Raw genomic sequence first — 25,289 nt, 5'->3', positions numbered from 1 at the left:
TTTTTGAAAAAATATCGTTTAACAATTACAGGATGAAAAATAAAATAAAATAAGATATAATAGGTCTATGAAAGTATTATTGTATTTAGAGGCAGAAAATTACCTCAGAAAATCAGGTATTGGACGTGCCATTAAACATCAAGAAAAAGCCTTGACAATGGCTAATCAATCCTATACAACAGATATCAATGACACTTATGATTTAATTCATATGAATACCTATGGTTATAAAAGTTGGCAATTAATGAAAAAGGCTCAAAAACAAGGTAAAAAAGTTATCATGCATGGGCATTCTACTGAGGAAGATTTTAGAAATTCTTTTATATTTTCTAATCTCATAAGTCCCTTGTTTAAATGGTATCTTTGTCAATTTTACAAAAAAGCTGATGCGATTATTACACCAACAGAGTACTCAAAGAAATTAATTAAAAACTATGGGATTAAAACACCTATTTTTGTTTGTTCAAATGGTATTGACTTAAAAAAATATGGCAAAAACCCTAAAAAAGAAGCAGCCTTTAGAGATTACTTTAACATTGAATCTAATGAAAAGGTGATTATGTGTGCAGGTCTTTATTTCAAACGAAAAGGCATTGAAGATTTTGTCAAAGTGGCTGAAAAACTTCCTAATGTTCGTTTTATTTGGTTTGGTGAAACAAATAAATGGGTTGTCCCACATTCTGTTAGAAGGATTGTGACAAAAAATCATCCTAAAAATGTGACCTTTGCTGGCTATATTAAAGGTGATATTTTTGAGGGTGCAATGACAGGGAGCGATGCTTTCTTTTTCCCTAGTAAAGAAGAGACAGAAGGTATTGTTGTTTTAGAATCTCTAGCAAGTAAGCAACAAACAATTCTTCGCGACATTCCCGTCTATGACAGTTGGCTAACTGAGGATGCCGTAGAATTTGCAAAAGATGTTCCAGGGTTTGTTGCAGCTATTCAAAAGGTTTTGGATGGAAAGAGTCACAAAGAAGAAGCAGGATACAAAGTTGCTGAGGCAAGAAGTATTGATAAAATTGGTCAAAGACTTGTATCTATTTATGAGAAAGTGATGGTGCTAAAATAATGAGAATAGGTCTTTTTACGGACACCTACTTTCCTCAAGTATCAGGTGTTGCAACAAGTATTTACACTTTAAAAACAGAATTAGAAAAATTAGGTCACGACGTTTATATTTTTACAACAACTGATAAACATGTTAAGCGTTTTGAAGACCCAACGATTATCCGCTTACCAAGCATCCCTTTTGTATCATTTACAGATCGTCGCATTGTTTATCGTGGTCTTTTTTCAGCCTATAAAATTGCTAAAAAGTATGATATTGAAATCATTCATACGCAAACTGAGTTTGGAATGGGGCTGTTGGGGAAAATGGTAGGTAAAGCCTTGAGAATCCCTGTTGTTCATACCTACCATACACAATATGAAGATTATGTTGGCTATATTGCCAAAGGAAAAGTGATTAGACCAAGCATGGTCAAATACATTGTTCGTGGTTATCTCAATGATCTAGATGGTGTGATTTGTCCAACTAGAATTGTCTATAACATCTTAGATGGCTACGATATTAAAATACCTAAACAAATTATTCCAACAGGAATTAAGTTGGACCAATTTGTTAATAGAGAAGTTTCTCAGGACTCAATTTGTTCCCTACGAGAAGAATTAGGAATTTTACCAGATGAAACCATGCTTCTTAGTTTATCTCGAATTTCCTATGAAAAAAATATTCAAGCTATTATCCTACAATTTCCTCTCGTGTTAGCTGAAAATGATAAGGTTAAATTAGTGATTGTAGGTGATGGTCCTTATTTAGACAATTTGAAAGATTTAGTTAATCAACTTGGTATTTATGATCATGTTATATTCACTGGAATGGTTAACCATGAAGAGACTGTCCGCTACTACAAATCATCTGACTTCTTTATTAGTGCCTCAACTAGTGAAACACAAGGATTGACCTATATTGAAAGTTTAGCCAGTGGAAAACCAGTGATTGCTCATGGCAATCCCTATCTTGATGACTTAATCAATGACAAAATGTTTGGCACTCTTTATTACAGAGAAACAGACTTATCAGATGCTATTTTGGATGCTGTCATTAATACCCCTGAAATGAATCCAAACCGCTTAAGAGATAAGCTTTGTGAAATTTCAGCTGAGGAATTTGGTAAATCTGCTTATGCTTTTTATCAAGATATTATCATTGCAAAAAAAATGACTACAAAAGAAAAGCTCTCCTTATCTGTTGAAGGTAGCAAAACAGATACATCTATCAAATTAGTTAAAAATACCATGTCATTGCCTGTAAAAGCAATTAAATTAACCGCAAAAACATCAGTTAAAGTTGTTAAAACACGTAAAAAAATTGTCAATCGTATTAGAGATTTTTTAGATTAAGGGGCTTGAAATATTTATAAATCATGCTATAATGTCACATAGAGACACGTTTTATCTCATCCTTTCTTTCTAGAGAGCGCTTGGTGCTGAAAAAGCGTAAGAAAAGAGGTAAAATACTACTCTGTATCTTTTTATGAAAACATAAAACGGTGGCCACGATATAGCCAATTAGAGGTGTAGAGTTTTTCTACATAAACTAAGGTGGAACCACGTTACGACGTCCTTTTGGATGTCGTTTTTTTTGTTTTAATAAAAACATATCTATTTATATTAAAAGGAGAATCAAATGATTAATATTACTTTCCCTGATGGTGCCGTCCGTCAATTTGAATCAGGAGTAACTACTTTTGAGATTGCTCAATCTATCAGTAACTCACTTGCTAAAAAAGCCTTAGCGGGTAAATTCAATGGTAAATTGATTGATACGACAAGAAAGATTGAAGAAGATGGTAGCATTGAGATTGTGACGCCAGATCATGAAGACGCTCTTGATATTTTACGCCATTCAGCAGCTCACTTATTTGCACAAGCAGCGCGTCGTCTGTTCCCTGAAATTAAATTAGGTGTTGGACCTGCCATTCAAGACGGTTTTTACTATGATACTGACAATGAAGCTGGACAAATTTCAAATGAAGATTTGGAAGCCATTGAAGCTGAAATGAGAAAAATCGTTAAGGAAAATTTCCCAAGCATTCGTCAAGAAGTTTCTAAAGATGAAGCGCGTGAAATCTTCAAAAACGACCCTTATAAATTGGAATTGATTGAAGAACATTCAGAAGATGAAGGTGGTTTGACCATCTATACTCAAGGAGAATACGTTGATTTATGTCGTGGTCCTCATGTTCCTTCAACCGGACGGATTCAAGTTTTCCAATTATTAAATGTAGCGGGCGCATATTGGCGTGGTAACAGTGACAATGCCATGATGCAAAGAATTTATGGAACAGCTTGGTTTGATAAAAAAGACTTAAAAGCTTACCTTAAGATGCGTGAAGAAGCTAAAGAAAGAGATCATCGTAAACTTGGGAAAGAACTTGATTTATTTATGGTTGACCCAGAAGTAGGACAAGGTCTACCATTTTGGCTACCTGACGGTGCCACTATTCGTCGTACGGTTGAGCGTTATATTACTGATAAAGAAATTGCTTCAGGCTATCAACATGTTTATACACCCGTTATGGCTAATGTCGAATTTTATAAAACATCAGGTCACTGGGACCACTACCATGAAGATATGTTTCCACCAATGGATATGGGTGAGGGAGAACAATTAGTGCTTCGTCCAATGAACTGTCCACACCATATCCAAGTTTATCGTAACCATGTTCATTCTTATCGTGAATTACCAATTAGAATTGCTGAACTTGGGATGATGCACCGTTATGAAAAATCGGGTGCTCTATCTGGGTTACAACGTGTGCGTGAAATGACTCTTAACGATGGTCATATCTTTGTTGCACCTGAACAAATTCAAGAAGAATTTAAGAAAACCTTGCAACTCATCATTGATGTTTACCGTGATTTTAATCTGACTGACTATAGCTTTAGATTATCTTACCGTGACCCTAATGACAAGGAAAAATATTTTGATAATGATGAGATGTGGGAAAAAGCCCAAACCATGCTAAAAGCGGCAATGGATGATATGGCACTTGACTACTATGAAGCTGAAGGTGAAGCAGCCTTTTATGGTCCTAAGCTAGATATCCAAGTAAAAACTGCTTTGGGTAATGATGAGACATTATCAACCATCCAACTTGATTTCTTGTTGCCAGAGCGTTTTGATTTAGCTTATACTGGTGCTGACGGAGAAGCACATCGTCCCGTTATGATTCATAGGGGTGTGGTGTCAACAATGGAGCGTTTCACTGCCTACTTAATTGAAACCTATAAAGGAGCCTTTCCAACTTGGTTAGCACCAACTCAAGTGACTGTTATTCCAGTATCAAATGATGCTCATACTGATTATGCTTGGCAAGTCGCTAATCAATTGAAAGAAAAAGGTGTGCGTGTGGTGGTTGATGAGCGTAATGAAAAAATGCAATACAAGATTCGTCAAAGCCAAACACAAAAAATTCCTTATCAATTGATTGTTGGTGATAAAGAAGTAGAAGCTAATCTCGTTAACGTGCGTCGTTATGGTAGTAAAGAAACACACACAGAAGAAGTGGCAACATTTGTTGCTAACATTCTGGCAGATATTGCTAACTATTCTCGTGTAGATTAATCAACTAGCCTAGAAATATTTTCTAGGCTTTTTAATTAGTCATTTGCTAAAATCTTCAAAATGGTATTTAATATTAGTAAGTAAGAGATGGCATTGTTAAAGGAGTATAAGATGTCGACAGAAGTTTCAAAAGATATAGAAGAGCAATTGATTAAAGACGGTTGGTCTAAACAATTGATTCTACAAATGAAAAAAGACGGTCAGGTCTTTTTAGATGTTAGGGTGGGTTCGCCAATGTTTATGTCTTTATGGCATCAAACACTTCAACTGACATCTGATAAAAAAGCTTGTTTAGAGATCTTTTTAAATCATATTGGCCTAACTGAAGATGATATCAAAATAGATAGTGCTAGCGTTAAAACGTCACTGGAAAAATTTTCACCAGTATTAAGACCTGATCATGACTTTTGGAAAAGTCTAGCCCAAACGGTTTCAACAGCATTTCCAGAAAATGAATTACGTCAAAAAACACCTCTTGGAAGACAAATTCATCAGCTCAGATATCTCATATCAGGACAACAAGCCCAGTGGATTAGAGATCATATAAAGACTGATAAAATGACCGACCAAGAGGCTTTGGCAGTCTTTTTAAAAGATAAAAAAGAGCAATCATGGTTTCCCTTAGGTTATGATTACTCTTTAAATGAATCGGCAAGGTTACATAACAAGTATTATCTTAAAAATGGTAAAAAAATTTACCCCGATCAAGAAATAACCACTAATTTTAAAGTGTTGGTTCATTTTCATACAGAGTTTATCATTGATAAAAAAGGTCATTTTGTTAATCTGATAGACTATGAAAGACAAACTGAAAATGGGATAATCAATACAGCTAGTTTTAATTATGCGACTAGTAATAATAAAAGACATAAAGAACTAGATATTAATCCTGTTTCAATACATGATCCTAAAAGTAGAAAAAAATTCTTTCCAAGATTTAAAGCAGCTCTTAATCTTCAAAAAGAATGGTTTTTCTTTGAACCCAAAGATTGGAACAAGAGTTATTTTCATGATGACAATGCCTATAAGCACGTGGTAAGACAGGTAGACCATTTTAGAAAAATCATCAAAAGAGAAAGCTAAAAAGTGTTAGGCAAACATGCCTAACACTTTTAATCAGAAATTTTATAAAAGACACTGTGTTCAAAATGGCTACCGCCTTCTAATTGTGTTTTGGTTGCTACCATCCGGTCTCTTTTCCCGTCAGAAGTATCACCATCACCAGAAATAAAACTAGAATCAGGAATAATAGTGTTTGCTGGAACAAGAATTAATGAGTAAGCCTCATCATTATTGCCATCTGGAACAATGTTAAGTTCGAGATTACTTTCTCTTAAAAAGGCACCTTGTATGACAAGATTTTCTGAATCTAAACCATCTCGGTTAAAAACAAGTGTATCTCCTAGTTCATTTTGCCAAGTACCGATGATACTAGTATAATCGCCTTTTTCAATATTTGTTAGAGACATTCCAGCTTGTTTGGTTTCATCTACATTATCACTGGTGGTTTGAGTGGTTTGAGTGGTTGTTGTGACTGTTGTTGCTTTCTCTTTTTCTTGATTAGAGCTCTGACATGCTGATAAAGAAAACAGTAAAAAAGTTAGGGGCAATAATAATTTGATTTTTTTCATAGGCTATTCCTCTCATTCTGATACTGTTATTATATCATTTTCCCTAAAAAACATTTAATTTAAGAGAATTGTCATCTATTTCCCAAAAACTGATTAAAATTTGATAGAATAAAGAATGAGCGAAGTTGAAGGAAGGGAGTTTTATGACTCAAATTAAATTATTAGCTTTAGATTTAGATGGCACTTTATTTAATAGCCAAAAAGAAGTACCTTTTTTAAATAAAATGGCTATCACCCAAGCTAAAAATAAAGGAGTAAAGGTTGTTATTACAACAGGTCGCCCTTTAAGAGCTATTGGCAATCTTTTAGAATTTTTGGATTTAAAAAGTCAAGAAGACTATAGCATCACTTTTAATGGTGGGTTAATTCAAAAAAATAATGGTAACAGTCTTTTTCAAAAAACATTGCGTAGAGAAGATGTGGAAAGGATTACCGAGATGTTACTGTCTTTAGGACTACCAGTTGATATTCTTAGTGATTCAAAGAGTTATACCTTAACTGCTGGTAATCACAAATCGCTTTATCCTACTGCTAATGTCCTATTAGATTTCCATGATATAAAGACACTTAAAGAACTCCCACATGACATTATTTATAATAAGATTGTCACCGTTTTTGATGCGAATTACTTAGATCAGCAACTGCCTAAAATTCCCAAGCGTTTTCATGAGGCATTTGAGATTTTTAAATCAAGAGATATCTTGCTTGAAATCATGCCAAAAGGTGTTGACAAAGGAAGTGCCCTTGCTATTTTGGGAGAGCATTTAGGAATAAAGAGAGAAGAGATGATGGCTATTGGAGATGAAGAAAATGATCTTGCCATGCTAAGATGGGTAGGACTACCAGTTGCCATGAAAAATGCTTCAGATACTGTTAAACAAGAAATCAAAAGAATGACCAGTCGCACAAATGATGAGTCAGGAGTAGCAGAGGCTATTGAAAAATATATACTAAGAGAGGGAAAAGATGGGATTATTTGACCGCCTATTTGGAAGAAATAAAAAAGAAGAGACTAAAGAGGACGTTGTGACCTCTGAGGAACAAATTGAAACAAACAATCCAGATATTAAAGAAAAAAGTGAAGAAAATGACTTGGTATCAATAGAAACTTCTGAAAGTCATCAAACTTTAGAACAGGAGTTTCAAGAAAATGCCACAGCTAATCTCACCAATGACTTGTCTCAAACACATGAGGAAAAAGAAGAGATTAAGCAAATTGCTAAAGATAATTTTAATGTCCTTGATACACAAGACATCAATGAAGTACAAGACATTGATAATGTGCAAGATAACTCTCAAGAATCTGATGAGGAAAAATACCACAGAACACTCAAAAAAACGCGTACAGGATTTGGTGCTAGATTAAATGCCTTTCTAGCTAATTTCAGAAGTATTGATGAAGAGTTTTTTGAAGATTTGGAAGAAATGTTGATTCTATCAGATGTCGGTGTTTTAGTAGCATCAAACTTGACTGAAGAATTACGTTATGAGGCAAAACTCGAAAATGCTAAGAGACCTGAAGAGTTAAAACAAGTCATCATCGAAAAATTAGTGACAATCTATGAAAAAGATGGTCAATTCAATGAAAAGTTAAATCTTCAAGAAGACTTAACGGTCATGTTATTTGTTGGTGTTAATGGTGTTGGTAAAACAACATCTATTGGTAAGCTTGCCTACAAATACCAACAAGAAGGAAAGAAAGTCATGTTAGTGGCAGCCGACACCTTTAGAGCAGGAGCTGTTGCACAACTAGTCGAATGGGGCAAAAGAGTTAATGTGCCCGTTGTCACAGGTGTTGAAAAAGCTGACCCAGCTAGTGTTGTTTTTGACGGTGTTGAAAGAGCTGTAAAAGAAGGTGTTGATATTCTTTTAATTGATACAGCAGGCCGTCTACAAAATAAAGACAATCTCATGGCAGAATTAGAAAAAATTGGTCGTATCATTAAACGAGTGATACCTGATGCACCACATGAAACCTTGTTAGCTTTAGATGCTTCAACGGGTCAAAACGCTCTAGTTCAAGCCAAAGAATTTTCAAAAATCACTCCTGTCACAGGGATTGTTCTGACTAAGTTAGATGGTACCGCAAAAGGTGGTGTTGTTCTTGCCATCAGAGAGGAACTTGACATTCCAGTTAAATTAATTGGTTTTGGTGAAAAAATTGATGATATTGGTGCCTTTAATTCCGAAAACTTTATGCAGGGGTTATTAGAAGGACTTATCTAATAAAAAATCTCAGAGAAAGAAATCTCTGAGATTTTTTGTTTTTTAAAAGACACGGTAAACATAAGGATTATCAGGTTCTTGGACATTCTGAATCGATTCAATTTCTAATACAGGTAAAGTTTGATCAAGATTTTGATTATATTCAAGACTTAATTTTCCCTTGACATTTACCCAGTTATTATCTTCTAGGCTAATATTTTCTCCCTTAGTTAAAAGTCCGTAAACACCGGAGTCTGCAATACAGTGAATAATCCCAAAACGAAAAAGGAATTGATAATTTTCTGTTTTTGGATCATTATAGACAAAACCTAAGTAGTTAATCTCACGACCAATAAATTCATCAGGAAAGAGATAGATAAGTTCCATCACTTCCATATAATTATCACTTGTAATCTTTAGAGGATTTGAGCCTTTGTATTTGTCTAGAGCTTTTTTCATCTCATTATTATAGGAAGCTTTGGTGAAATAAAGACTAGTATCAGGCTTTAAGTACTGGATACGGGTGCCATCACTACTTTCACCTGTTGGTGAAGAACCACTGGCAAGAGGAAAATGATAGCCTTTTGCGGAAACGGTTATGGAGTCAAGAGTGACAGTAGGGACTAAAAGACCAACTGCAATTGGAAATACCAAAAGAATGATGCTAGCCCATTTGGCTGATTTTGTCGTTAAATGACTAGGCATTTCTAATTTTTTCATCCAGATTATCAATTGAACAATGGCTAGAATGAGTGATAACACCATCGAAATATAAGCGAGATAAGAATAATGAATGTTGATGTATTGATCCAATTTTCCAGATAGTTGCAAGTACATCCCCAATTCAAAATAACCGACTAAAACTAAGAATCTAAGCATCACATTACCCCCAAGAATAAACAGTAGAGCACAACGACCACACTAGATGTCGCCATAAATTGCAGGATAAACCGTTTTTTAAAAGAATTAACCATCATGAGAAGATTTTTAATGTCAATTATCGGACCAATAATAAGAAAAGCCATGACGGGTGCCATTCCAAACGTTGATAATAAAGAAGCACCGATAAAAGCATCAGCCTCACTACAAAGTGATAGGATGAAAGCAAGTAACATCATGATTAAAATAGCTGTTAGCGGATTATGACCGATAGTGGTTAAAATACGAGTTGGCACATAAATTTGCATCCCTGAGGCAACGAGACTACCAAAAACCAGATAGCGTCCCACATCGAAAAATTCATCTACAGCATGAGATAAAGCGTAAAAAAGTTTTTGTTGCCAGTTTTTATCAGAGTAGTCATGAAAATGGGTATTGTTTCGATTAGGTTTTTGAATGTTGCTGTCAACTACAAATCCTAACATAATCCCTAAGCAAGTAGCCACAAGCATAGCACCAACAAGCCTTAAAAATAAAAAGCGAAAAGAATTGCCAAATGCTGAGTAGGTTGCAAATAAGACAATGGGATTAATGATAGGAGCAGTTGCTAAAAAAGGAATAGCAGTGTAGCTAGGTACTCTTTTTTCAATAAAGCGATTAACGATAGGCACGATACCACATTCACATGATGGGAAAACAAAACCAATCACCGTACCAAATAAAATGCGGAACCACTTATTTTTAGGTAAATATCTTGTCATCATGTCAGGGGTCAAATAGACTTCAATAGCACCAGCTAAAATGCTCCCCAAAAACACAAAGGGGAGAGCTTCAATGATGATAGATAAAAAAATGGCAAACCATTGTAAAACACTACTAGGTAATTGACTTAAAATAGACATGAGTTAAAATCATCTCCTTATTTGTTGGGATAACAAAACTTGTTATCTTGAGATAAGTAGTATTCATTATAACATTTATTTGTTTTTTCGACAGTTTTTAAAAATAAAAGAGGTTTCAAAAAAGACCATCTTTAAGAAGGTCTTTATTTTTTATCAGTTTGCTTATCTTCCTTTTTCTTTTCTGTATCAGGAGGAGAAGGTTTTGTTGCGGTTGGTAAGGTTGCAAAATTTTCCAACATTTTTTCTAAATCATCTTGCTTTTTATGAGTAATTGCCATAGGAAACCAACTTTCTAGTTTAAGATATCTCTATTATACTACAAAAGTCAAAAGAAAGTATATCTTGAAGAAAACAGCATAAAAGATACAGAGAAGAAAATTAATGACAGAACACAATTTATAGACCAGTCAGAAAAAATTTTTAAGTATAAAGATACCTACAAAGTATATACAAAATTAAAGAAAAGCAAATAGGAAGATTTTTATAACGAGCATACGACAAAGCTTATTTTATCTGAAAGTGCAAAGAAATAATTGAAAGAACATTTAGGAGAAAGCAAGATCTTAAATATATCCAAATGGAAATTAGAAATTGCCACTTTGAAGAAAGATAAAAAGAGACTTTATAGTCAAATATTAGAAATAAGGAAAGAAGTAGAACAAGAAAAGCAACTATCAAAGGTAAAGGGAAACGAGTTAGGCCTATAAAATGAAATTGAAATATGGTATAATATCATTAATACATATAAAAAGTGTACATTGGTCAATGATGTGAGACGAAAAATAAAAGAATCAAGAATCGATACCATATTTAGCTGTAATCATTTTTGCCTTTTATGTGTTGTCATTCCTTATTAAAGATACTGAAAGCGGCATGCTGATTTTGGTGATTGGAATTCTAATAAAATGCTAAGTAGTTTCTTTAGTTTATGGAATGAAAAATGTTCTTAATTGTTTATTTCCTTTACTCATTATGTTACTATTTGCACCGACCGTATTTATCTTTTATATCGATTGCCAGCATTTACATTCTTGTAAACGGATTAATTTCACTGGTGGGAAACTTTATTGGAAGTTTGATTAATAAAAAACAATTGTTAAGCAACTTGGAATTTGTGGAGGAATTACAAATGAAAAAAACAGCTTTAATCGTAATTGACATTCAAAACAATATTACTAAAAATTATAAAGATATAATAGACAATATTAATAAAGCTATAGATATCGCAAAAGTCAACAAATGGCATATTGTGTATATAAAACACAATGATTTAACCCCTAGTGCTAAATATTTTAAACCAGGAACTAAAGGAGCTGAACTTGTTCCAGATTTAAATGTGATTTCAGATAATATATTTATTAAAAGCAAAGGAAACGCTCTAACATCTGAGGACTTCAAGTCTTTTATTGATACAAACGAAATTACTGAATTTTATGTTGCAGGAGCTGATGCTACGGAATGCATAAAATCTACTTGTTATAATATGGCAAAATCAGGTTACACTGTGCATGTCATTTCTGATGGAATAACTAGCTATAACAAAGCAAAGATTCCAGAAATGATACAATACTATACTAAAAAAGGCTGTGATGTTATAAAATTAGATGAATTAAAGGCAATATAAAAAATTTAGTAGTTCAACATTAAGAAGATAAATCCAGTTTGTCTAATTGAATATAACAATTTGAGAAACAGTAAATCAAAATAGGTTTACTGTTTTTTTCTTACTCAATTTTCATAATGAAAGCATCCATAAATATAAAAAGGTACTAACATTTTAAAACGTCAGAAAAATAGTAAATAATATCCATTCATTAGTAAAGATGATATAATATAGGGTATGGAAAATAGTCAAATTATCGCCCAAGAATTGGGCATCAAACAAACACAAATAACAACAGTTTTACAGTTAACGACAGAAGGAAACACCATTCCTTTTATTGCGCGTTATCGTAAGGAAATGACTGGTAACCTTGATGAAGTTGATATTAAAGCTATTATCGATCGTGATAAACAATTAACGACTCTTTCAGAGAGAAAAGAGACGGTTCTTGCTAAAATTGCTGAGCAGGGGAAATTGACTCCTGAGCTTGAAAAAGCAATCACAGATGCTGAAAAATTAGCAGATGTTGAGGAACTTTATCTCCCCTACAAGGAAAAACGTCGTACCAAAGCAACAATTGCGCGTGAAAATGGTCTGTCTGACTTGACACGTCTTATTTTGCAAAATAATGCTAATCTTGAAGAAAAGGCCAAGAATTTCCTCAATGACACCTTTGATACAGTTGATAAGGCTTTAACTGGCGCTTCTGATATTTTAATTGAATTTTTATCAGAAGATCTTAAATTGCGTTCTTGGACTTATAACGAAATCTGGCAGTACAGTACGCTAACGTCAAGTTTAAAAGATGAGACTCTAGATGAAAAGAAGGTTTTTCAAATCTACTATGATTTCTCAGAAAAAATTGCTAATCTGCAAGGTTATCGTGTGTTAGCTTTGAATCGTGGTGAAAAATTAGGGGTTTTAAAGGTTTCTTTTGAACATAACTTGGATAAGATGACGCGCTTTTTTGAATATCGTTTTAAAGAGCAAAACGATTATATTAAACATAGTATTCAACAGGCGCTGAAAAAGAAAATCATTCCTGCTATGGAGCGTCGAATTCGTTCTGAATTGACTGAAAAAGCCGAAGATGGGGCGATTGCACTTTTTTCTGAAAATTTGCGTCATCTGTTGTTAATTGCGCCTTTAAAAGGAAAAATGGTTCTAGGATTTGACCCTGCCTTTCGTACAGGAGCAAAATTGGCTCTGGTTGATGCCACAGGTAAATTAATCTTGACACAAGTTATCTATCCAGTAAAACCAGCCAGTCAAAAACAAATTGAAGATGCCAAGGTTGTTTTAAAACAACTGATTGAAGACTATGGGATTGAGCTGATTGCTATTGGTAATGGAACAGCTAGTCGAGAAAGTGAGAGCTTTGTTGCTGAAGTTTTAAAAGACCATCCTCAGGTTTCTTACGTGATTGTTAATGAAAGTGGCGCGTCGGTTTATTCAGCGAGTGAGTTGGCAAGGCATGAATTTCCTGACCTACCGGTTGAAAAACGCTCTGCCATATCTATTGCTAGACGTCTTCAAGACCCTTTGGCAGAGCTGGTTAAAATTGATCCAAAATCCATTGGTGTTGGTCAATACCAACATGATGTGAGTCAAAAGAAATTATCAGAAAACCTTGATTTCACTGTTGAAACAGTAGTAAACCAAGTCGGTGTTAATGTGAATACAGCAAGCCCTGCTCTTTTATCTTATGTTTCAGGATTCAACAAAACCATTTCAGAAAACCTTGTCAAATACCGTGAAGAAAATGGTGCGATAATGTCTCGTTTTGACATTAAAAAGGTACCACGTTTGGGAGATAAGGCATTTGAACAGGCAGCCGGTTTCTTGCGTATTCCAAATAGTTCAAATATTTTAGATAATACTGGTGTTCATCCTGAAAGCTATCCTGCTGTTGAGCGCTTATTTGCCTTATTGTCTATTGAAGAACTAGATCAAGAAGCTCAAAAGAAACTAAAGGCACTTGATTATAAGGAAGTAGCAAAAACGATTGCAATTGGTGAAGCAACCTTAAAAGATATTATTCAAGACCTTTTAAAACCTGGTCGCGATTTACGTGATGATTTTGAAGCACCGACCCTCCGCCAAGATGTTTTAGATTTGAAAGACCTTAACATTGGTCAAAAACTTGAAGGTACCATTAGAAATGTTGTTGATTTTGGAGCTTTTGTTGATATCGGTATCCATGAAGATGGTTTAATCCACATTTCTCAGATGAGTCATCAATTTATAAAACATCCTAGTCAGGTGGTTTCAGTTGGTGATATCGTTACTGTTTGGGTCTCTAAAATTGATGAAGAACGCGGAAAAGTTAATCTTTCCTTGGTAGAATTAGATGGATCTCACTGAATACGTTAAAAGAGTTTCTCTTGATGATTTTGGCAAACCATTTCACCATCATGCAGTATGGAATAGTCGCCTAACCACAACAGGTGGGCGATTTTTCCCAAATGATGGTCATTTGGATTTTAGTTCAAAAATCTATCAAGAACATGGACCAGCTTTATTTCGAAAAATTGTTCGTCATGAATTGTGCCACTATCATCTCTTTTTTGAAAAAAGGGGTTATAGACACCGTGACAAAGATTTTAAAGATTTACTAAGAAAAGTTGATGGTATTAGATATGTCCCAAGAAAAATTAAGGCAGTTAAATACCATTATATTTGTCAAGCATGTGGCTTTTTATACCCACGTCATCGTCGTATCAAGACTTCTCGCTATCGATGTAGTAAGTGTCAGGGCAATCTAACCTTAAAAAATCATTCGTAAGACTGATGTATACATCACCATTACTGTTTATAATAAAATGGTATCCCAAAAGATAACAATACCTAACCTTCGACATAGAAAAGTTTAGTAAAAAGGGAGAGATTATAATGACTAAATGGTATAAAAAAAGAGAAAATAGTTGGCTTGCTGGTGTTCTCTCAGGGATTTCAGATAAATTTTCGTGGGATTTAGGTTTTCTACGTTTCCTCTTTTTATTAATTTTTTTATATACTAGGGGTGCTTTGCTGATCTATTTCATTTTAGCTCTTGTTTTACCTTATAAAGAAGATGAGATTAAAAAAACTTACCATCAAGGGCCACGTAAACGAAAAGATGCTGAACCTCTTGATGAAAAAGAAGATTGGTTTTGGTAAGTAGCTGATTAACGAAACGACACTTTTGCTGATTATTTTATAGAGAGATTTGGTTGAGCTAGTGACTTCATGATTAGTTGATAATGTCAAATTTCTCTTTTCTTAACAGGCATGTCATCTTATCATTTTTTCTAATTTATGATAGAATGAATAAAAGGAGAAAAAATGAAAGTTACAGTAAAGATGTTAGCAGAAAAAATAAAGCTCAACGTCATCTATGGCAATGAGTCACTTTTAAACAAGGAGATTACCACATCTGATATTTCTCGACCTGGTTTAGAGATGACTGGTTATTTTGATTATTATACCTCAGAGCGTGTTCAGTTACTAGGGATGAAGGAATGGTCTTATTTAATGGCAATGACATCTCATAACCGTTATTCTGTGTTAAGGATGATGTTAAAACCAGAAACACCAGCCATTATTGTTTCACGTGGCTTAGAGATTCCGGAGGAACTTCATCAAACTGCCAAAGAAAACGGGGTTGCACTCTTACAAAGTCGTGTGCCAACGAGTCGTTTATCAGGAGAAATTTCCTGGTACCTAGATTCATGCCTTGCTGAGAGAACTAGTATTCATGGTGTGTTAATGGATATATACGGAATGGGAGTTCTCATTCAAGGTGATAGTGGTATCGGTAAGAGTGAAACAGGTTTAGAACTGGTTAAAAGAGGCCATCGTTTGGTTGCTGATGACCGCGTTGATGTTTTTGCCAAAGATGAAGAATCGTTATGGGGAGAACCAGCGGAAATCTTGCGTCACTTACTTGAAATTCGTGGTGTCGGGATAATTGACGTTATGAGTCTTTATGGCGCTAGTGCTGTCAAATCATCTTCACAAGTTCAGCTAGCTATTTACTTGGAAAACTATGAAGCCAGTAAGGATTTTGATCGCTTAGGAAATGGCCAAGAAGAAATTGAATTATCAGGTGTTAAGATTCCTAGAATAAGAATTCCTGTTAAAACTGGGCGTAACGTTTCGGTTGTTATAGAAGCAGCTGCAATGAATTATAGAGCAAGACAAATGGGATTTGATGCCACAAAAAGTTTTGAAAAACGACTATCAGCATTAATTAAGAAGAATGGAGTTTCACATGATTGATCCAGTAGCTATTGAGTTAGGTCCAATTAGCCTACGCTGGTATGCTATTTTTATCGTTTCAGGTTTAATATTAGCTGTCTACTTAGCGATGAAAGAGGCCCCTAAAAAAAGAATTAAGCCAGATGATGTTTTAGATTTTATATTAGTTGCTTTTCCCATAGCCATTATTGGTGCGAGATTATATTATGTGATTTTTGAATGGTCCTATTATGCAAAACATCCTCTAGAAATCTTTGCCATCTGGAATGGTGGTATTGCCATTTATGGTGGATTAATTACAGGAGCATTAGTATTATTAGTATTCTCATATTATCGTATGATTAATGCTTTTGATTTCTTAGACATTGCTGTACCGGGTGTTATGATTGCTCAAAGTATCGGTCGGTGGGGTAATTTTGTCAATCAGGAAGCTTATGGGAAAGTAGTTTCCAACTTGGATTATCTGCCTGATTTCATTAAAAATCAAATGTTTATTGACGGTAGTTATCGTGTCCCAACTTTTTTATATGAATCAATGTGGAATTTAGTTGGATTTGCTATTATCATGATTTTAAGAAGGATTCCAAAATTTTTAAAAGAAGGTGAAGCAACATTCTTTTATCTCATTTGGTATGGTATCGGTCGCTTCGTGATTGAAGGTATGCGAACAGATAGTTTAATGCTTGGAGGTTTAAGAGTATCACAATGGTTATCTGCCATCTTGGTACTAGTAGGTGTTGTCATGATTGTTTTACGACGTTCAAAAAAAGAATTACCATTTTATCGTGAACAAGTGAATAATCAATTATCAAAATAGGGATATAGGAGAAATATATGGATTTAGTTGGACTATCTTTGTTAATCATCGCAATTGCATTTGTTGTTTTAGTTTTCTTTGCCATTAAGTTGATAAAGAATGTTTCAGAAACGGTGGAAGAAAGTAAAAAAACAATCACACTATTAACAACTGACGTCAATGTTACGTTAAACCAGACCAATGACTTATTAGCAAAAGCTAATGTTTTAGTTGAAGACGTCAATGGAAAAGTGGCAACCATTGATCCTTTGTTTAGTGCAGTGGCTGAGTTATCAGAAAGTGTTTCAGATTTGAATACACAAGCAAGAACCTTGGGGCAAAAAGCAACAGATGCCTCATCAAATGTTAGTCATGTGAGTAAAGCCTATACTGTTGCAAAAATTGCAAAAAAAATATTTAAAAAATAAGGAGAATTATCATGAGTAAATTTTTAAAAACAGCCATTATTGGTGCTATTTCAGGAGCTGCTGCAGCTTACTTTTTAACAACAAAAGAAGGAAAAAAAGTTAAAAATAAAGTGACTGAAGCCGTCGAAAAATTTAAAGAAGATCCAGATACCTATCAAGAATTAGCTAAAGAAAAAACAAAAGAATATAAAGACCTTGCAGTTGATACATTCAAAGAATATAAAGAAAAATTAGAAAAAGGTGAAATAACACCTGAAGACATTGCTAAAAACATTAAAGAAACAGCCAAAGAAGGTTTTTCAACAATCAAAGAAACCATTAAAGATATTCATTTGACTGATGATAAAACAGTAGGTGATGAATTTGAAGAAGAGGATATCATTATTGATTATGATCAAGTTGTTGAAGATGTTAAAGATACAGCTAGTGACGTCAAAGATGATATTGAAGAAAAAGCTTCTGATGTGAAAGAAAATGTTGAAGCAACTGTTTCTGATGTTAAAGAAACAGTCGAAGAAAAAGTAGACGATGCCACAAAAGAATAAATCGTCTTTTCGATTGAGAAAAAAATCTCCTTGATTTTGGTTCAGCTATTATTTCAAGATTGGAGACGCTAGAGATAAAATAAAAAATACAGGATGGGTAGAATGGTGGAAAAACTATGCTAGAAGTATGGTTTGTTGTATTACTTTTGATTTTATTTTTTATTGCGACAATTTATTTTTGGATAAGAGTTTATATAATAGACATTGTTAAAACTGTAGAGGTTGCTAAAAAAAACAAATTTACAAAAGTTCAATGGTTCTATATATGGATATTATCGATACTATTTGTTCTATTTTTATTTTATATTTCATTTAAATATAATATTATCTTTTAATTTTGAATGAGTATGGAATGATGTTGGCACCCTTTTTGGAGGGTGCTTTTTATTTTGCCAAGAGTATTTTACATTTATCACAGAAATAATTACAAAAATTAACTCCATCATATAAATTAAAATTATTTTTTAGATTATGAACATGAATTAATGAAACAAAAATATAAAATAATTCACCTTTTCTCTCTGTATTGAGTGTAATATAACAATCTATATCAAAATTGTTTAATAAACTCATTTCATTTTTAGGACATATGTGTTTTTTAGAAAATAAAAAACAGATTCAGCAAAATATTTTGCCGAATCTGTTCAGTTATAAAAATAAAAAAACTTTCCTCTATCTATTGTAAAAGAAAGTTAAGTGTTAAATAGTTTAATTAAATAAGGAACGAGGTTGATAACCACTAGACCACAAATAAAAGCTATTGGAAATGCTATTAATGGTTGAAGGTTAACTGAAAGAAATACAAATGTTAAAGCAACAGTTGTAAGGCAAAAAAAAGCTACTTTTAAGAAAAAAACAAGCTCTCTAAATTTTCTTTTTTTGGTATTTGAAATTTTATATTCACTGTATCTAGGGGCAGAATTAGGATAAAATTCTTTATCTTCTTCATAGACATTCTGCCTATTTAATGGCACTGGCATAGGCATCTCCTTTAAGTACCTTATTATAGTAACATAAAAAAGTAAAATGTTTGTTACAATTTTGTTACATTCTATAAAAAAAGCCCATTTTTAGCGATTTTTGATAAAATATTAGGTATGAGTGAAATGATTTTAACAGCAACAGCTGAAAGTATTGAACAAACAAAACAGTTATTAGAGTTAGGCGTTGATCGTATTTATATCGGTGAAAAAAACTTTGGCCTTCGTCTACCAAATACTTTTGAACGTGACGAGATGAATGAAATAGCAACTCTTGTTCACCAAAAAGGAAAAAAACTAACGGTAGCAGTAAATGCTTTGATGCACCAAGGTATGATTGATCGTCTGCCAGATTATCTGGATTTTTTAGAATCGATTAAAACTGACTACATTACTGTTGGGGATACTGGTGTTATTTATCTTATCAACCAAGAGAAAAGACCTTTAAAAATGATTTATGATGCCTCAACCATGGTCACTTCCAGTCGTCAAATAAATTTTTGGGGGAAAGTCGGGAAAGTCTCAGAGGCTGTTTTAGCTAGAGAAATTCCATCAGAGGAACTCTTTAAAATTTCCCAAAACTTAGACATTCCTGCAGAAGTTTTGATATATGGAGCTAGTGTTATTCATCATTCTAAACGCCCATTACTTCAAAATTATTATAATTTTACTAAAATTGATGATGACAAAACTAAAGCAAGAGATTTATTTTTAGCAGAACCAAGTGACCCTAATTCTCATTATTCCATTTATGAGGATAATCATGGCACACATGTTTTTGCTAATAATGATATTAATCTCATGACCAAATTAAATGAGTTAGTTGCACATGGCCTGGCACACTGGAAGTTAGATGGCATTTATACACCAGAAACGTCATTTACAGAGATTGTCAGTTACTTTGTTAAAGCCAGAGATTTAATCTCATTAGGTCAATTTGATCAAGCACAAGCTTTCTTATTTGATGAAAAAATACAAGAAAATCATCCTAAAAATCGTCAGTTAGACACAGGTTTTTATGATTTTGATCCTAATCTTGTAAAATAATTTGTTTTAAGTGAGGAAATAAGATGACAGGAGTAGAAAAAAAGCGTCCCGAAGTTTTAGCACCTGCTGGGACTCTTGAAAAATTAAAGGTTGCTATCCATTATGGTGCTGATGCCGTTTTTATCGGTGGTCAAGCTTATGGTTTAAGAAGTAGAGCGGGTAACTTTACTATTGAAGAAATGGCAGAAGGTGTTGCTTTTGCTAAAAAATATGGTGCTAAGGTTTATGTAGCAGCTAACATGGTTACTCATGAAGGTAATGAAGAAGGAGCTGGTGAGTGGTTTCGTCAATTAAGAGATATTGATATCTCTGCTGTTATTGTTTCTGATCCTGCTTTGATTGAGATATGTGCGACAGAAGCCCCAGGTTTAGAAATTCACTTATCAACCCAGGCCTCAGCGACCAATGTTGAAACGTTCAAGTTTTGGAAAGATTATGGTTTGACCCGTGTCGTTTTAGCACGCGAGGTATCAATGTCAGAATTGGCAGAGATTAGACAACGAACGGATGTCGAAATTGAAGCCTTTGTTCATGGCGCGATGTGTGTGTCATACTCTGGTCGTTGTACTTTATCAAACCATATGAGTCATCGAGATGCCAATCGAGGAGGTTGTTCACAATCTTGTCGCTGGAAATATGATCTCTATGATATACCATTTGGTCAAGAACGTCAAAGTTTAACAGGCGAAGTTGTTGAGCCATTTTCAATGAGTGCGGTTGATATGTCAATGATTGAGCATATTCCAGAATTTGTTGAAAATGGTGTGGATAGTTTAAAAATAGAAGGACGCATGAAATCCATTCACTATGTTTCTACGGTTGCTAATTGTTATAAGGCGGCTGTTGATGCTTACATGGAGAGTCCAGCTAAGTTTGAAGCTATTAAACAAGAGTTGATAGATGAATTGTGGAAAGTGGCTCAAAGAGAACTCTCTACAGGCTTTTATTATGGAACACCAACAGAAAATGAACAACTTTTTGGCGCTCGTCGCAAAATTCCTCAATACAAATTTGTAGGAGAGGTGATGGCTTTTGATGAAGCCACAATGAGAGCAACCATTCGTCAAAGAAATGTCATCAATGAGGGTGATATTGTTGAGTTTTATGGCCCAGGTTTCCGTCATTTTGAAACAACTATTACTGACTTACGAAATGAAGAAGGAAACAAAATTGATCGTGCTCCAAATCCTATGGAATTACTTTCCATAAAAGTACCTGAAGTGGTTAAACCAGGAGATATGATTAGAAGTTGTAAAGAAGGTTTGATTAATCTTTATAAAGAAGATGGCAGTAGCCAAACTGTTAGAATATAAAAAAGCTCACTAAACAGTGAGTTTTTTAATAATCTTTTAATTGATTTTGGGAGACCTTAATAGAAGGTGGAACGATAGAGATTTTATGGATATCGCTAATAGCAATGATGGCTGATAAATTACGTTGAAAGTTCTTCATAATGAGTTTTTCACTGTTTTCTTCAAAACGAACAATATCACCTGTAAAACTCTTGTCTTGGTAAATCACATGAACAGAAGAGTCATTATGAAGAGCCTGCTTGATAACGTCAAGCAGTTGTTTTTTTGTAATGTCCTCCAAAGAAGGTTTTTCTTTTGGGTCAATAAAGTCTTTAATAGCCTCTATTATCGGTTTAAATATCTTTATCATAGTATTTTCTCGTTTAAATTGATACAATGATTATATAATATTTTAATGTTAAATAAAATAGCAATTAGAATAAAAATAGGTTACAAAACCATATTATAAGGAAAAATCCCGATGTTTAACATTAGTTTTCGAATAGGCAATTAGGAGGATTTAAAATGTCAGAATTTAGCTTTGAAATAGTAGAACACCTGCTCGTTTTATCAGAAAATGAGAAAGGTTGGAAGAAAGAATTAAATAGAGTCAGTTATAATGGTGCAACACCTAAGTATGATATTCGTTCTTGGAATGAAGATCATACAAAAATGGGCAAAGGTATTACACTGACAAATGAAGAATTTGATGTTCTTTTACAAGCTTTTAGAAAATAAGATTATTTAACGTAGCCTTGTTTTCTAAGAACATTAAATAAAGGTTTTGAAAGAAGCGTCACTAGAGCTAATTTTAAAATTTCAGGAATGATGAATGGGACAACCCCAGCCATAATGGCACTACTTAGATTGAGTTTTGCAACAACCATTAAGCCAATGACACCAAGAACAAAAACAATAATATCCCCTAAGATATTTGCTATTAACACCTTCACTAGAGAAGAATTGGTGTTGGTTAGGATTGATGTGACAAATGAAAAACCAAGCATTCCCCATAAAAACCCACCGGTTGGTCCAAATAAAACTTGAAAACCAGATGCCCCACCTGCAAAAACAGGGATACCTATTGCCCCTAAAACAAGGTATAATAGTGTGGCAGTTGTCGCTTCTTTGGGTTTTAATAGTGTAGCGACTAATCCAATAGCAAGTGTTTGCAGACTAAAAGGAACACTTCCAAAAGGGATGGTAATTTGTGCTAAAATAGCAATCATTGCAGCTGCAATAGCTGTTAAAGTAAGTGAAAATGTTTTTGAATGTCTCATAAATACCTCTTTAGTTAACTTTTTATTTTTATTGGTTAACTAAAATTATAGCAATTTTCAATAAGATGTCAATACAAAATAAAAAAGTTTAGAAGATGATATCATCTTCTAAACTTTTTCTTATTTCATTGTTGGGAAAAGCAGAACATCACGAATAGTAGTTGTATCTGTTAACAACATCACCAAACGGTCAATACCAATTCCTAAACCACCTGTTGGTGGCATACCATACTCAAGCGCCTCAACAAAATCATAATCAATGCCTGTTGCTTCATCATCACCAAGTTCTTTGGCTTTTGCTTGTGCTTCAAAACGAGATAATTGATCAATCGGATCATTTAATTCGGTGAAGGCATTAGCGTATTCTTTAGTCACAATAAAGAGTTCAAAACGATCGGTAAAGCGAGCGTCATCTGGATTCTTTTTAGCCAGAGGTGAGACTTCAACAGGATGACCAAAGACAAAAGTGGGTTGAATAAGTGTTTCTTCAACAAAGGCTTCAAAGAAAGCATTGATAACATGACCAACACTGGTAAAATGTTTTTCAAGAGTGACTTGCTTTTCTTTGGCGAGAGAAACAGCTTCTTCAAAAGTCATTTCTTGCCAGAAATCAATACCAGTCACCTCTTTAATGGCATCTACCATATGGACACGTTTAAACGGCTCATGAATATTGATTTTAGTTCCTTGATAATCTATTGGGCCATCACCTTTAACAGCTTTAGCAGCATGTTGGATGATGCCTTCTGTGAGATTCATGATATCTTCATAGTCAGCATAGGCTTCATAAACTTCAATAGAAGTAAATTCAGGATTGTGTGTGGCATCCATTCCTTCATTTCTAAAAATACGACCAATCTCATAAACACGTTCCATACCACCAACAATGAGACGTTTCAAATGAAGCTCAGTAGCGATACGAAGTACCATGTCAATGTTTTGAGCATTGTGGTGAGTGATGAATGGTCGTGCTGCTGCCCCACCAGCTTCGTTATGAAGAACAGGTGTTTCGACTTCTAAAAAGTTAAGTCCGTCTAAGTAACGTCTAATTTCGGAGATAATTTTTGAACGTGTGACAAAACGCTCAAAACTCTCACGATTAGAAATTAAGTCTAAATAGCGTTTACGGTAGATGGTTTCAATATCTGTTAAACCGTGGAATTTTTCAGGCAGTGGGCGAAGTGATTTTGAGAGATGAGTTAGCTTAGTTGCTTTAATCGATAGCTCACCCATATCAGTACGCATGATTTCACCTTCAACACCAAGAAAATCACCTAAGTCAGCTTTTTTGAAAATCTCATAATTTTCATCACCAACAGCATCCTTACGAACATAAATTTGAATTTGACCATCTCGATCTTGAATATGGGCAAAACCAACTTTACCTTTACCGCGCTTGGTCATTAAACGTCCAGCAACAATGGCTGTTTCTTCAAGGCCATGCAACTCTTCTTTACTCTTATCAGCATATTTTTCTTTTAATTCAAGAGAGTTAGCTGTACGCTCGAAACGTTTACCAAAAGGGTCAATTCCTTGTTCAGCTAAGGCAGACATTTTTTCACGTCTAATAATTTGTTGATCATTTAATTCTTCATTGTATGGGTTAGACATCTTCTTCCTCCAATAATTATTCCACCCTATTATAACATAAAAGAGTCTAGAATAGGCGTTACAATTCTTAAAGTATGTTTGAAATTTATTATAAAAAAGGGTATAATTTATAAAATACTAACTTCTTAGGAGTAACTATGATAACTTCAATTGTTTTTGACGTTGATGATACAATATATGATCAAAGACGTCCCTATCAATTAGCTATTGAAAAATGTTTTCCCGATTTTGATATGAGTCATATCAAAGAGGCTTATATTCGTTTTCGCCATTATTCTGACACCGGATTTCCAAGAGTTATTGCTGGAGAGTGGACAACAGAGTATTTTCGTTTTTGGCGTTGTAAAGAGACCTTAATGGAATTTGGTCATCCTGAAATAGATGAAGAAATGGGGATTCGTTTTCAAGAAATTTACGAGCATGAATTAGCCAATATTACTATGCTTGATGAAATGAGAATGACCTTAGAATTTTTGAAGTCAAAAAATGTCCCTATGGGTATTATTACCAATGGTCCAACGGAACATCAACTCAAAAAAGTTAAAAAATTAGGCCTTTATGATTACATTGATCCTAAAAGAGTGATTGTCAGTCAGGCAACTGGTTTTCAAAAACCCGAAAGAGAAATCTTTAATCTAGCAGCGCAACAATTTGATATGAATCCAAATACAACTTTGTATGTTGGTGATTCCTATGATAATGATATTGTTGGTGCTCATAAAAGTGGCTGGCACTCTATGTGGTTTAATCACAGAGGTAGAAGTTTAAAGCCTGGGACGAAACCTGTTTTTGACCTTGAAATTGATAACTTTGAGCAACTTTTTGGTGCCGTTAAGGTTTTATTTGATTTACCAGATAATAAATTTATTTTTGATACTAATGAAAAGAGTAATCCTATCTTACAAATGGGGATTAATAATGGTCTGATGATGGCAGCTGAGCGTTTATTAGAAAGTAATATGAGTATTGATAAGGTTGTCATTTTACTTCGTTTAGATAAAAAACAAGAACAATTTCTTCGAATGAAATATCGTCATTAAATTAAAAAGAAACAGAAAAAAATTGGCTCATTGTCAACTGTAGTGGGTGACTAGTCATCAAGATCGGGAGAGAATCACATTGATTCTCTCCCTTTTAATGTTCAAAGCGATGAGAATTTTTGTTTTAAAGTTGTTAAAGTTTCTAAACCCAAAGGCTTGTCTTTTGATATCCTTGATTAAC

Annotated in this window: 26 protein-coding genes and 1 pseudogene; 19 read left to right on the top strand and 8 right to left on the bottom strand. The window is 34.0% G+C overall.

Features of this window, described 5'->3' with window-relative positions:
* The first annotated feature begins 67 nt into the window (after positions 1–67).
* The 4 genes from N7659_RS00140 to N7659_RS00125 all read left to right on the top strand — a co-directional run bounded on the left by N7659_RS00140 (position 68) and on the right by N7659_RS00125 (position 5,713).
* A complete protein-coding gene (locus N7659_RS00140; RefSeq protein ID WP_263275241.1) occupies positions 68–1,069 on the top strand; it encodes a glycosyltransferase in 1,002 nt (333 codons plus the stop codon).
* A complete protein-coding gene (locus N7659_RS00135; protein WP_263275240.1) occupies positions 1,069–2,403 on the top strand; it encodes a glycosyltransferase family 4 protein in 1,335 nt (444 codons plus the stop codon). The genes N7659_RS00140 and N7659_RS00135 overlap by 1 nt, the downstream gene beginning before the upstream one ends.
* Before the next feature lie 286 nt (positions 2,404–2,689).
* Entirely contained in the window at positions 2,690–4,630 is a 1,941-nt protein-coding gene (gene thrS / locus N7659_RS00130) for a threonine--tRNA ligase (RefSeq protein WP_263275239.1), read from the top strand.
* A gap of 111 nt (positions 4,631–4,741) precedes the next feature.
* A complete protein-coding gene (locus N7659_RS00125) occupies positions 4,742–5,713 on the top strand; it encodes a DUF3114 domain-containing protein (protein ID WP_263275238.1) in 972 nt (323 codons plus the stop codon).
* A gap of 29 nt (positions 5,714–5,742) precedes the next feature.
* On the opposite strand, the gene N7659_RS00120 is transcribed toward N7659_RS00125, so the two are convergent.
* On the bottom strand, positions 5,743–6,261 hold the full coding sequence (locus N7659_RS00120; RefSeq protein WP_263275237.1) for a DUF6287 domain-containing protein: 519 nt from the start codon (positions 6,259–6,261) through the stop codon (positions 5,743–5,745).
* A 143-nt stretch (positions 6,262–6,404) separates the two neighbouring features.
* On the opposite strand from N7659_RS00120, the gene N7659_RS00115 reads away from it, so the two are divergent.
* Together N7659_RS00115 and ftsY are read left to right on the top strand one after the other, a co-directional pair.
* The gene (locus tag N7659_RS00115; protein ID WP_263275236.1) at positions 6,405–7,241 is read left to right on the top strand and encodes a Cof-type HAD-IIB family hydrolase; all 837 of its coding nucleotides are present in this window, start codon (positions 6,405–6,407) and stop codon (positions 7,239–7,241) included.
* Complete coding sequence (gene ftsY, locus N7659_RS00110; protein ID WP_263275235.1) at positions 7,228–8,487, top strand: signal recognition particle-docking protein FtsY; 1,260 nt, start codon at positions 7,228–7,230, stop codon at positions 8,485–8,487. The genes N7659_RS00115 and ftsY overlap by 14 nt, the downstream gene beginning before the upstream one ends.
* Before the next feature lie 42 nt (positions 8,488–8,529).
* Here the strand turns inward: ftsY and N7659_RS00105 are convergent, their stop codons facing one another.
* From N7659_RS00105 to N7659_RS00095, 3 genes are all read right to left on the bottom strand, one after another.
* On the bottom strand, positions 8,530–9,345 hold the full coding sequence (locus N7659_RS00105; protein ID WP_263275234.1) for a TIGR03943 family putative permease subunit: 816 nt from the start codon (positions 9,343–9,345) through the stop codon (positions 8,530–8,532).
* Positions 9,345–10,247 carry a permease gene (locus tag N7659_RS00100; protein WP_263275233.1) on the bottom strand — a complete coding sequence of 301 codons (903 nt, stop codon included), beginning with the start codon at positions 10,245–10,247 and terminating at the stop codon, positions 9,345–9,347. The genes N7659_RS00105 and N7659_RS00100 overlap by 1 nt, the downstream gene beginning before the upstream one ends.
* Before the next feature lie 143 nt (positions 10,248–10,390).
* Complete coding sequence (locus N7659_RS00095; RefSeq protein ID WP_263275232.1) at positions 10,391–10,525, bottom strand: SPJ_0845 family protein; 135 nt, start codon at positions 10,523–10,525, stop codon at positions 10,391–10,393.
* A gap of 78 nt (positions 10,526–10,603) precedes the next feature.
* Here N7659_RS00095 and N7659_RS00090 point away from each other — a divergent pair.
* The 9 genes and pseudogenes from N7659_RS00090 to N7659_RS00050 all read left to right on the top strand — a co-directional run.
* Positions 10,604–10,954, top strand: a pseudogene (locus N7659_RS00090) (conjugal transfer protein TraA); the annotation flags it as partial.
* A 422-nt stretch (positions 10,955–11,376) separates the two neighbouring features.
* A complete protein-coding gene (locus tag N7659_RS00085) occupies positions 11,377–11,871 on the top strand; it encodes a cysteine hydrolase family protein (RefSeq protein WP_263275231.1) in 495 nt (164 codons plus the stop codon).
* A 216-nt stretch (positions 11,872–12,087) separates the two neighbouring features.
* Complete coding sequence (locus N7659_RS00080) at positions 12,088–14,214, top strand: Tex family protein (RefSeq protein WP_263275230.1); 2,127 nt, start codon at positions 12,088–12,090, stop codon at positions 14,212–14,214.
* Entirely contained in the window at positions 14,201–14,635 is a 435-nt protein-coding gene (locus N7659_RS00075; protein WP_263275229.1) for a SprT family protein, read from the top strand. Before N7659_RS00080 ends, N7659_RS00075 begins: the two co-directional genes overlap by 14 nt.
* 104 nt (positions 14,636–14,739) lie before the next feature.
* Positions 14,740–15,009, top strand: a complete 270-nt coding sequence (locus N7659_RS00070) for a PspC domain-containing protein (protein ID WP_317629555.1) — start codon at positions 14,740–14,742, stop codon at positions 15,007–15,009.
* A gap of 165 nt (positions 15,010–15,174) precedes the next feature.
* The gene (gene hprK / locus N7659_RS00065) at positions 15,175–16,110 is read left to right on the top strand and encodes an HPr(Ser) kinase/phosphatase (protein ID WP_263275227.1); all 936 of its coding nucleotides are present in this window, start codon (positions 15,175–15,177) and stop codon (positions 16,108–16,110) included.
* A complete protein-coding gene (gene lgt, locus N7659_RS00060) occupies positions 16,103–16,906 on the top strand; it encodes a prolipoprotein diacylglyceryl transferase (RefSeq protein ID WP_263275226.1) in 804 nt (267 codons plus the stop codon). Before hprK ends, lgt begins: the two co-directional genes overlap by 8 nt.
* 17 nt (positions 16,907–16,923) lie before the next feature.
* Positions 16,924–17,313 carry a DUF948 domain-containing protein gene (locus tag N7659_RS00055; protein ID WP_263275225.1) on the top strand — a complete coding sequence of 130 codons (390 nt, stop codon included), beginning with the start codon at positions 16,924–16,926 and terminating at the stop codon, positions 17,311–17,313.
* Positions 17,314–17,324: 11 nt separating this feature from the next.
* Positions 17,325–17,858 carry a YtxH domain-containing protein gene (locus N7659_RS00050; protein WP_263275224.1) on the top strand — a complete coding sequence of 178 codons (534 nt, stop codon included), beginning with the start codon at positions 17,325–17,327 and terminating at the stop codon, positions 17,856–17,858.
* A gap of 692 nt (positions 17,859–18,550) precedes the next feature.
* Here N7659_RS00050 and N7659_RS00045 read toward each other — a convergent pair.
* The gene (locus tag N7659_RS00045; RefSeq protein ID WP_263275223.1) at positions 18,551–18,838 is read right to left on the bottom strand and encodes a DUF3270 domain-containing protein; all 288 of its coding nucleotides are present in this window, start codon (positions 18,836–18,838) and stop codon (positions 18,551–18,553) included.
* A 117-nt stretch (positions 18,839–18,955) separates the two neighbouring features.
* Between N7659_RS00045 and N7659_RS00040 the strand changes: the two genes are divergently transcribed.
* Both N7659_RS00040 and N7659_RS00035 read left to right on the top strand, forming a co-directional pair.
* A complete protein-coding gene (locus N7659_RS00040) occupies positions 18,956–19,885 on the top strand; it encodes a peptidase U32 family protein (RefSeq protein ID WP_263275222.1) in 930 nt (309 codons plus the stop codon).
* 23 nt (positions 19,886–19,908) lie between these two features.
* A complete protein-coding gene (locus tag N7659_RS00035) occupies positions 19,909–21,198 on the top strand; it encodes a peptidase U32 family protein (protein ID WP_263275221.1) in 1,290 nt (429 codons plus the stop codon).
* A gap of 25 nt (positions 21,199–21,223) precedes the next feature.
* Here N7659_RS00035 and N7659_RS00030 read toward each other — a convergent pair whose 3' ends face one another.
* A complete protein-coding gene (locus tag N7659_RS00030; protein ID WP_263275220.1) occupies positions 21,224–21,547 on the bottom strand; it encodes a hypothetical protein in 324 nt (107 codons plus the stop codon).
* Positions 21,548–21,702: 155 nt separating this feature from the next.
* Here N7659_RS00030 and N7659_RS00025 point away from each other — a divergent pair, with 155 nt between their 5' ends.
* Positions 21,703–21,915, top strand: coding sequence for a YdbC family protein (locus tag N7659_RS00025; RefSeq protein ID WP_199567109.1), 213 nt, complete (start codon positions 21,703–21,705; stop codon positions 21,913–21,915).
* A 2-nt stretch (positions 21,916–21,917) separates the two neighbouring features.
* Here N7659_RS00025 and N7659_RS00020 read toward each other — a convergent pair whose 3' ends face one another.
* Entirely contained in the window at positions 21,918–22,457 is a 540-nt protein-coding gene (locus N7659_RS00020; protein ID WP_263275219.1) for a biotin transporter BioY, read from the bottom strand.
* A 120-nt stretch (positions 22,458–22,577) separates the two neighbouring features.
* On the bottom strand, positions 22,578–24,068 hold the full coding sequence (gene lysS, locus N7659_RS00015; RefSeq protein WP_263275218.1) for a lysine--tRNA ligase: 1,491 nt from the start codon (positions 24,066–24,068) through the stop codon (positions 22,578–22,580).
* 137 nt (positions 24,069–24,205) lie between these two features.
* Here lysS and N7659_RS00010 point away from each other — a divergent pair, with 137 nt between their 5' ends.
* Positions 24,206–25,108 carry an HAD family hydrolase gene (locus tag N7659_RS00010; RefSeq protein ID WP_263275217.1) on the top strand — a complete coding sequence of 301 codons (903 nt, stop codon included), beginning with the start codon at positions 24,206–24,208 and terminating at the stop codon, positions 25,106–25,108.
* The last annotated feature ends 181 nt before the right edge of the window (positions 25,109–25,289 follow it).

It is taken from the genome of Streptococcus sp. CSL10205-OR2, from assembly GCF_025660655.1.
Classification (GTDB): Bacteria; Bacillota; Bacilli; order Lactobacillales; family Streptococcaceae; genus Streptococcus.
This window is presented reverse-complemented; position numbering and strand designations above follow the sequence as displayed.

Excerpts from the sequence above, each read along its gene's own strand:
- N7659_RS00140 (WP_263275241.1), top strand. The coding sequence starts at position 68 with ATGAAAGTATTATTGTATTTAGAGGCAGAAAATTACCTCAGAAAATCA.
- N7659_RS00135 (WP_263275240.1), top strand. The coding sequence starts at position 1,069 with ATGAGAATAGGTCTTTTTACGGACACCTACTTTCCTCAAGTATCAGGT.
- thrS (WP_263275239.1), top strand. The coding sequence starts at position 2,690 with ATGATTAATATTACTTTCCCTGATGGTGCCGTCCGTCAATTTGAATCA.
- N7659_RS00125 (WP_263275238.1), top strand. The coding sequence starts at position 4,742 with ATGTCGACAGAAGTTTCAAAAGATATAGAAGAGCAATTGATTAAAGAC.
- N7659_RS00120 (WP_263275237.1), bottom strand. The coding sequence starts at position 6,261 with ATGAAAAAAATCAAATTATTATTGCCCCTAACTTTTTTACTGTTTTCT.
- N7659_RS00115 (WP_263275236.1), top strand. The coding sequence starts at position 6,405 with ATGACTCAAATTAAATTATTAGCTTTAGATTTAGATGGCACTTTATTT.
- ftsY (WP_263275235.1), top strand. The coding sequence starts at position 7,228 with ATGGGATTATTTGACCGCCTATTTGGAAGAAATAAAAAAGAAGAGACT.
- N7659_RS00105 (WP_263275234.1), bottom strand. The coding sequence starts at position 9,345 with ATGCTTAGATTCTTAGTTTTAGTCGGTTATTTTGAATTGGGGATGTAC.
- N7659_RS00100 (WP_263275233.1), bottom strand. The coding sequence starts at position 10,247 with ATGTCTATTTTAAGTCAATTACCTAGTAGTGTTTTACAATGGTTTGCC.
- N7659_RS00095 (WP_263275232.1), bottom strand. The coding sequence starts at position 10,525 with ATGGCAATTACTCATAAAAAGCAAGATGATTTAGAAAAAATGTTGGAA.
- N7659_RS00085 (WP_263275231.1), top strand. The coding sequence starts at position 11,377 with ATGAAAAAAACAGCTTTAATCGTAATTGACATTCAAAACAATATTACT.
- N7659_RS00080 (WP_263275230.1), top strand. The coding sequence starts at position 12,088 with ATGGAAAATAGTCAAATTATCGCCCAAGAATTGGGCATCAAACAAACA.
- N7659_RS00075 (WP_263275229.1), top strand. The coding sequence starts at position 14,201 with ATGGATCTCACTGAATACGTTAAAAGAGTTTCTCTTGATGATTTTGGC.
- hprK (WP_263275227.1), top strand. The coding sequence starts at position 15,175 with ATGAAAGTTACAGTAAAGATGTTAGCAGAAAAAATAAAGCTCAACGTC.
- lgt (WP_263275226.1), top strand. The coding sequence starts at position 16,103 with ATGATTGATCCAGTAGCTATTGAGTTAGGTCCAATTAGCCTACGCTGG.
- N7659_RS00055 (WP_263275225.1), top strand. The coding sequence starts at position 16,924 with ATGGATTTAGTTGGACTATCTTTGTTAATCATCGCAATTGCATTTGTT.
- N7659_RS00050 (WP_263275224.1), top strand. The coding sequence starts at position 17,325 with ATGAGTAAATTTTTAAAAACAGCCATTATTGGTGCTATTTCAGGAGCT.
- N7659_RS00045 (WP_263275223.1), bottom strand. The coding sequence starts at position 18,838 with ATGCCAGTGCCATTAAATAGGCAGAATGTCTATGAAGAAGATAAAGAA.
- N7659_RS00040 (WP_263275222.1), top strand. The coding sequence starts at position 18,956 with ATGAGTGAAATGATTTTAACAGCAACAGCTGAAAGTATTGAACAAACA.
- N7659_RS00035 (WP_263275221.1), top strand. The coding sequence starts at position 19,909 with ATGACAGGAGTAGAAAAAAAGCGTCCCGAAGTTTTAGCACCTGCTGGG.
- N7659_RS00030 (WP_263275220.1), bottom strand. The coding sequence starts at position 21,547 with ATGATAAAGATATTTAAACCGATAATAGAGGCTATTAAAGACTTTATT.
- N7659_RS00025 (WP_199567109.1), top strand. The coding sequence starts at position 21,703 with ATGTCAGAATTTAGCTTTGAAATAGTAGAACACCTGCTCGTTTTATCA.
- N7659_RS00020 (WP_263275219.1), bottom strand. The coding sequence starts at position 22,457 with ATGAGACATTCAAAAACATTTTCACTTACTTTAACAGCTATTGCAGCT.
- lysS (WP_263275218.1), bottom strand. The coding sequence starts at position 24,068 with ATGTCTAACCCATACAATGAAGAATTAAATGATCAACAAATTATTAGA.
- N7659_RS00010 (WP_263275217.1), top strand. The coding sequence starts at position 24,206 with ATGATAACTTCAATTGTTTTTGACGTTGATGATACAATATATGATCAA.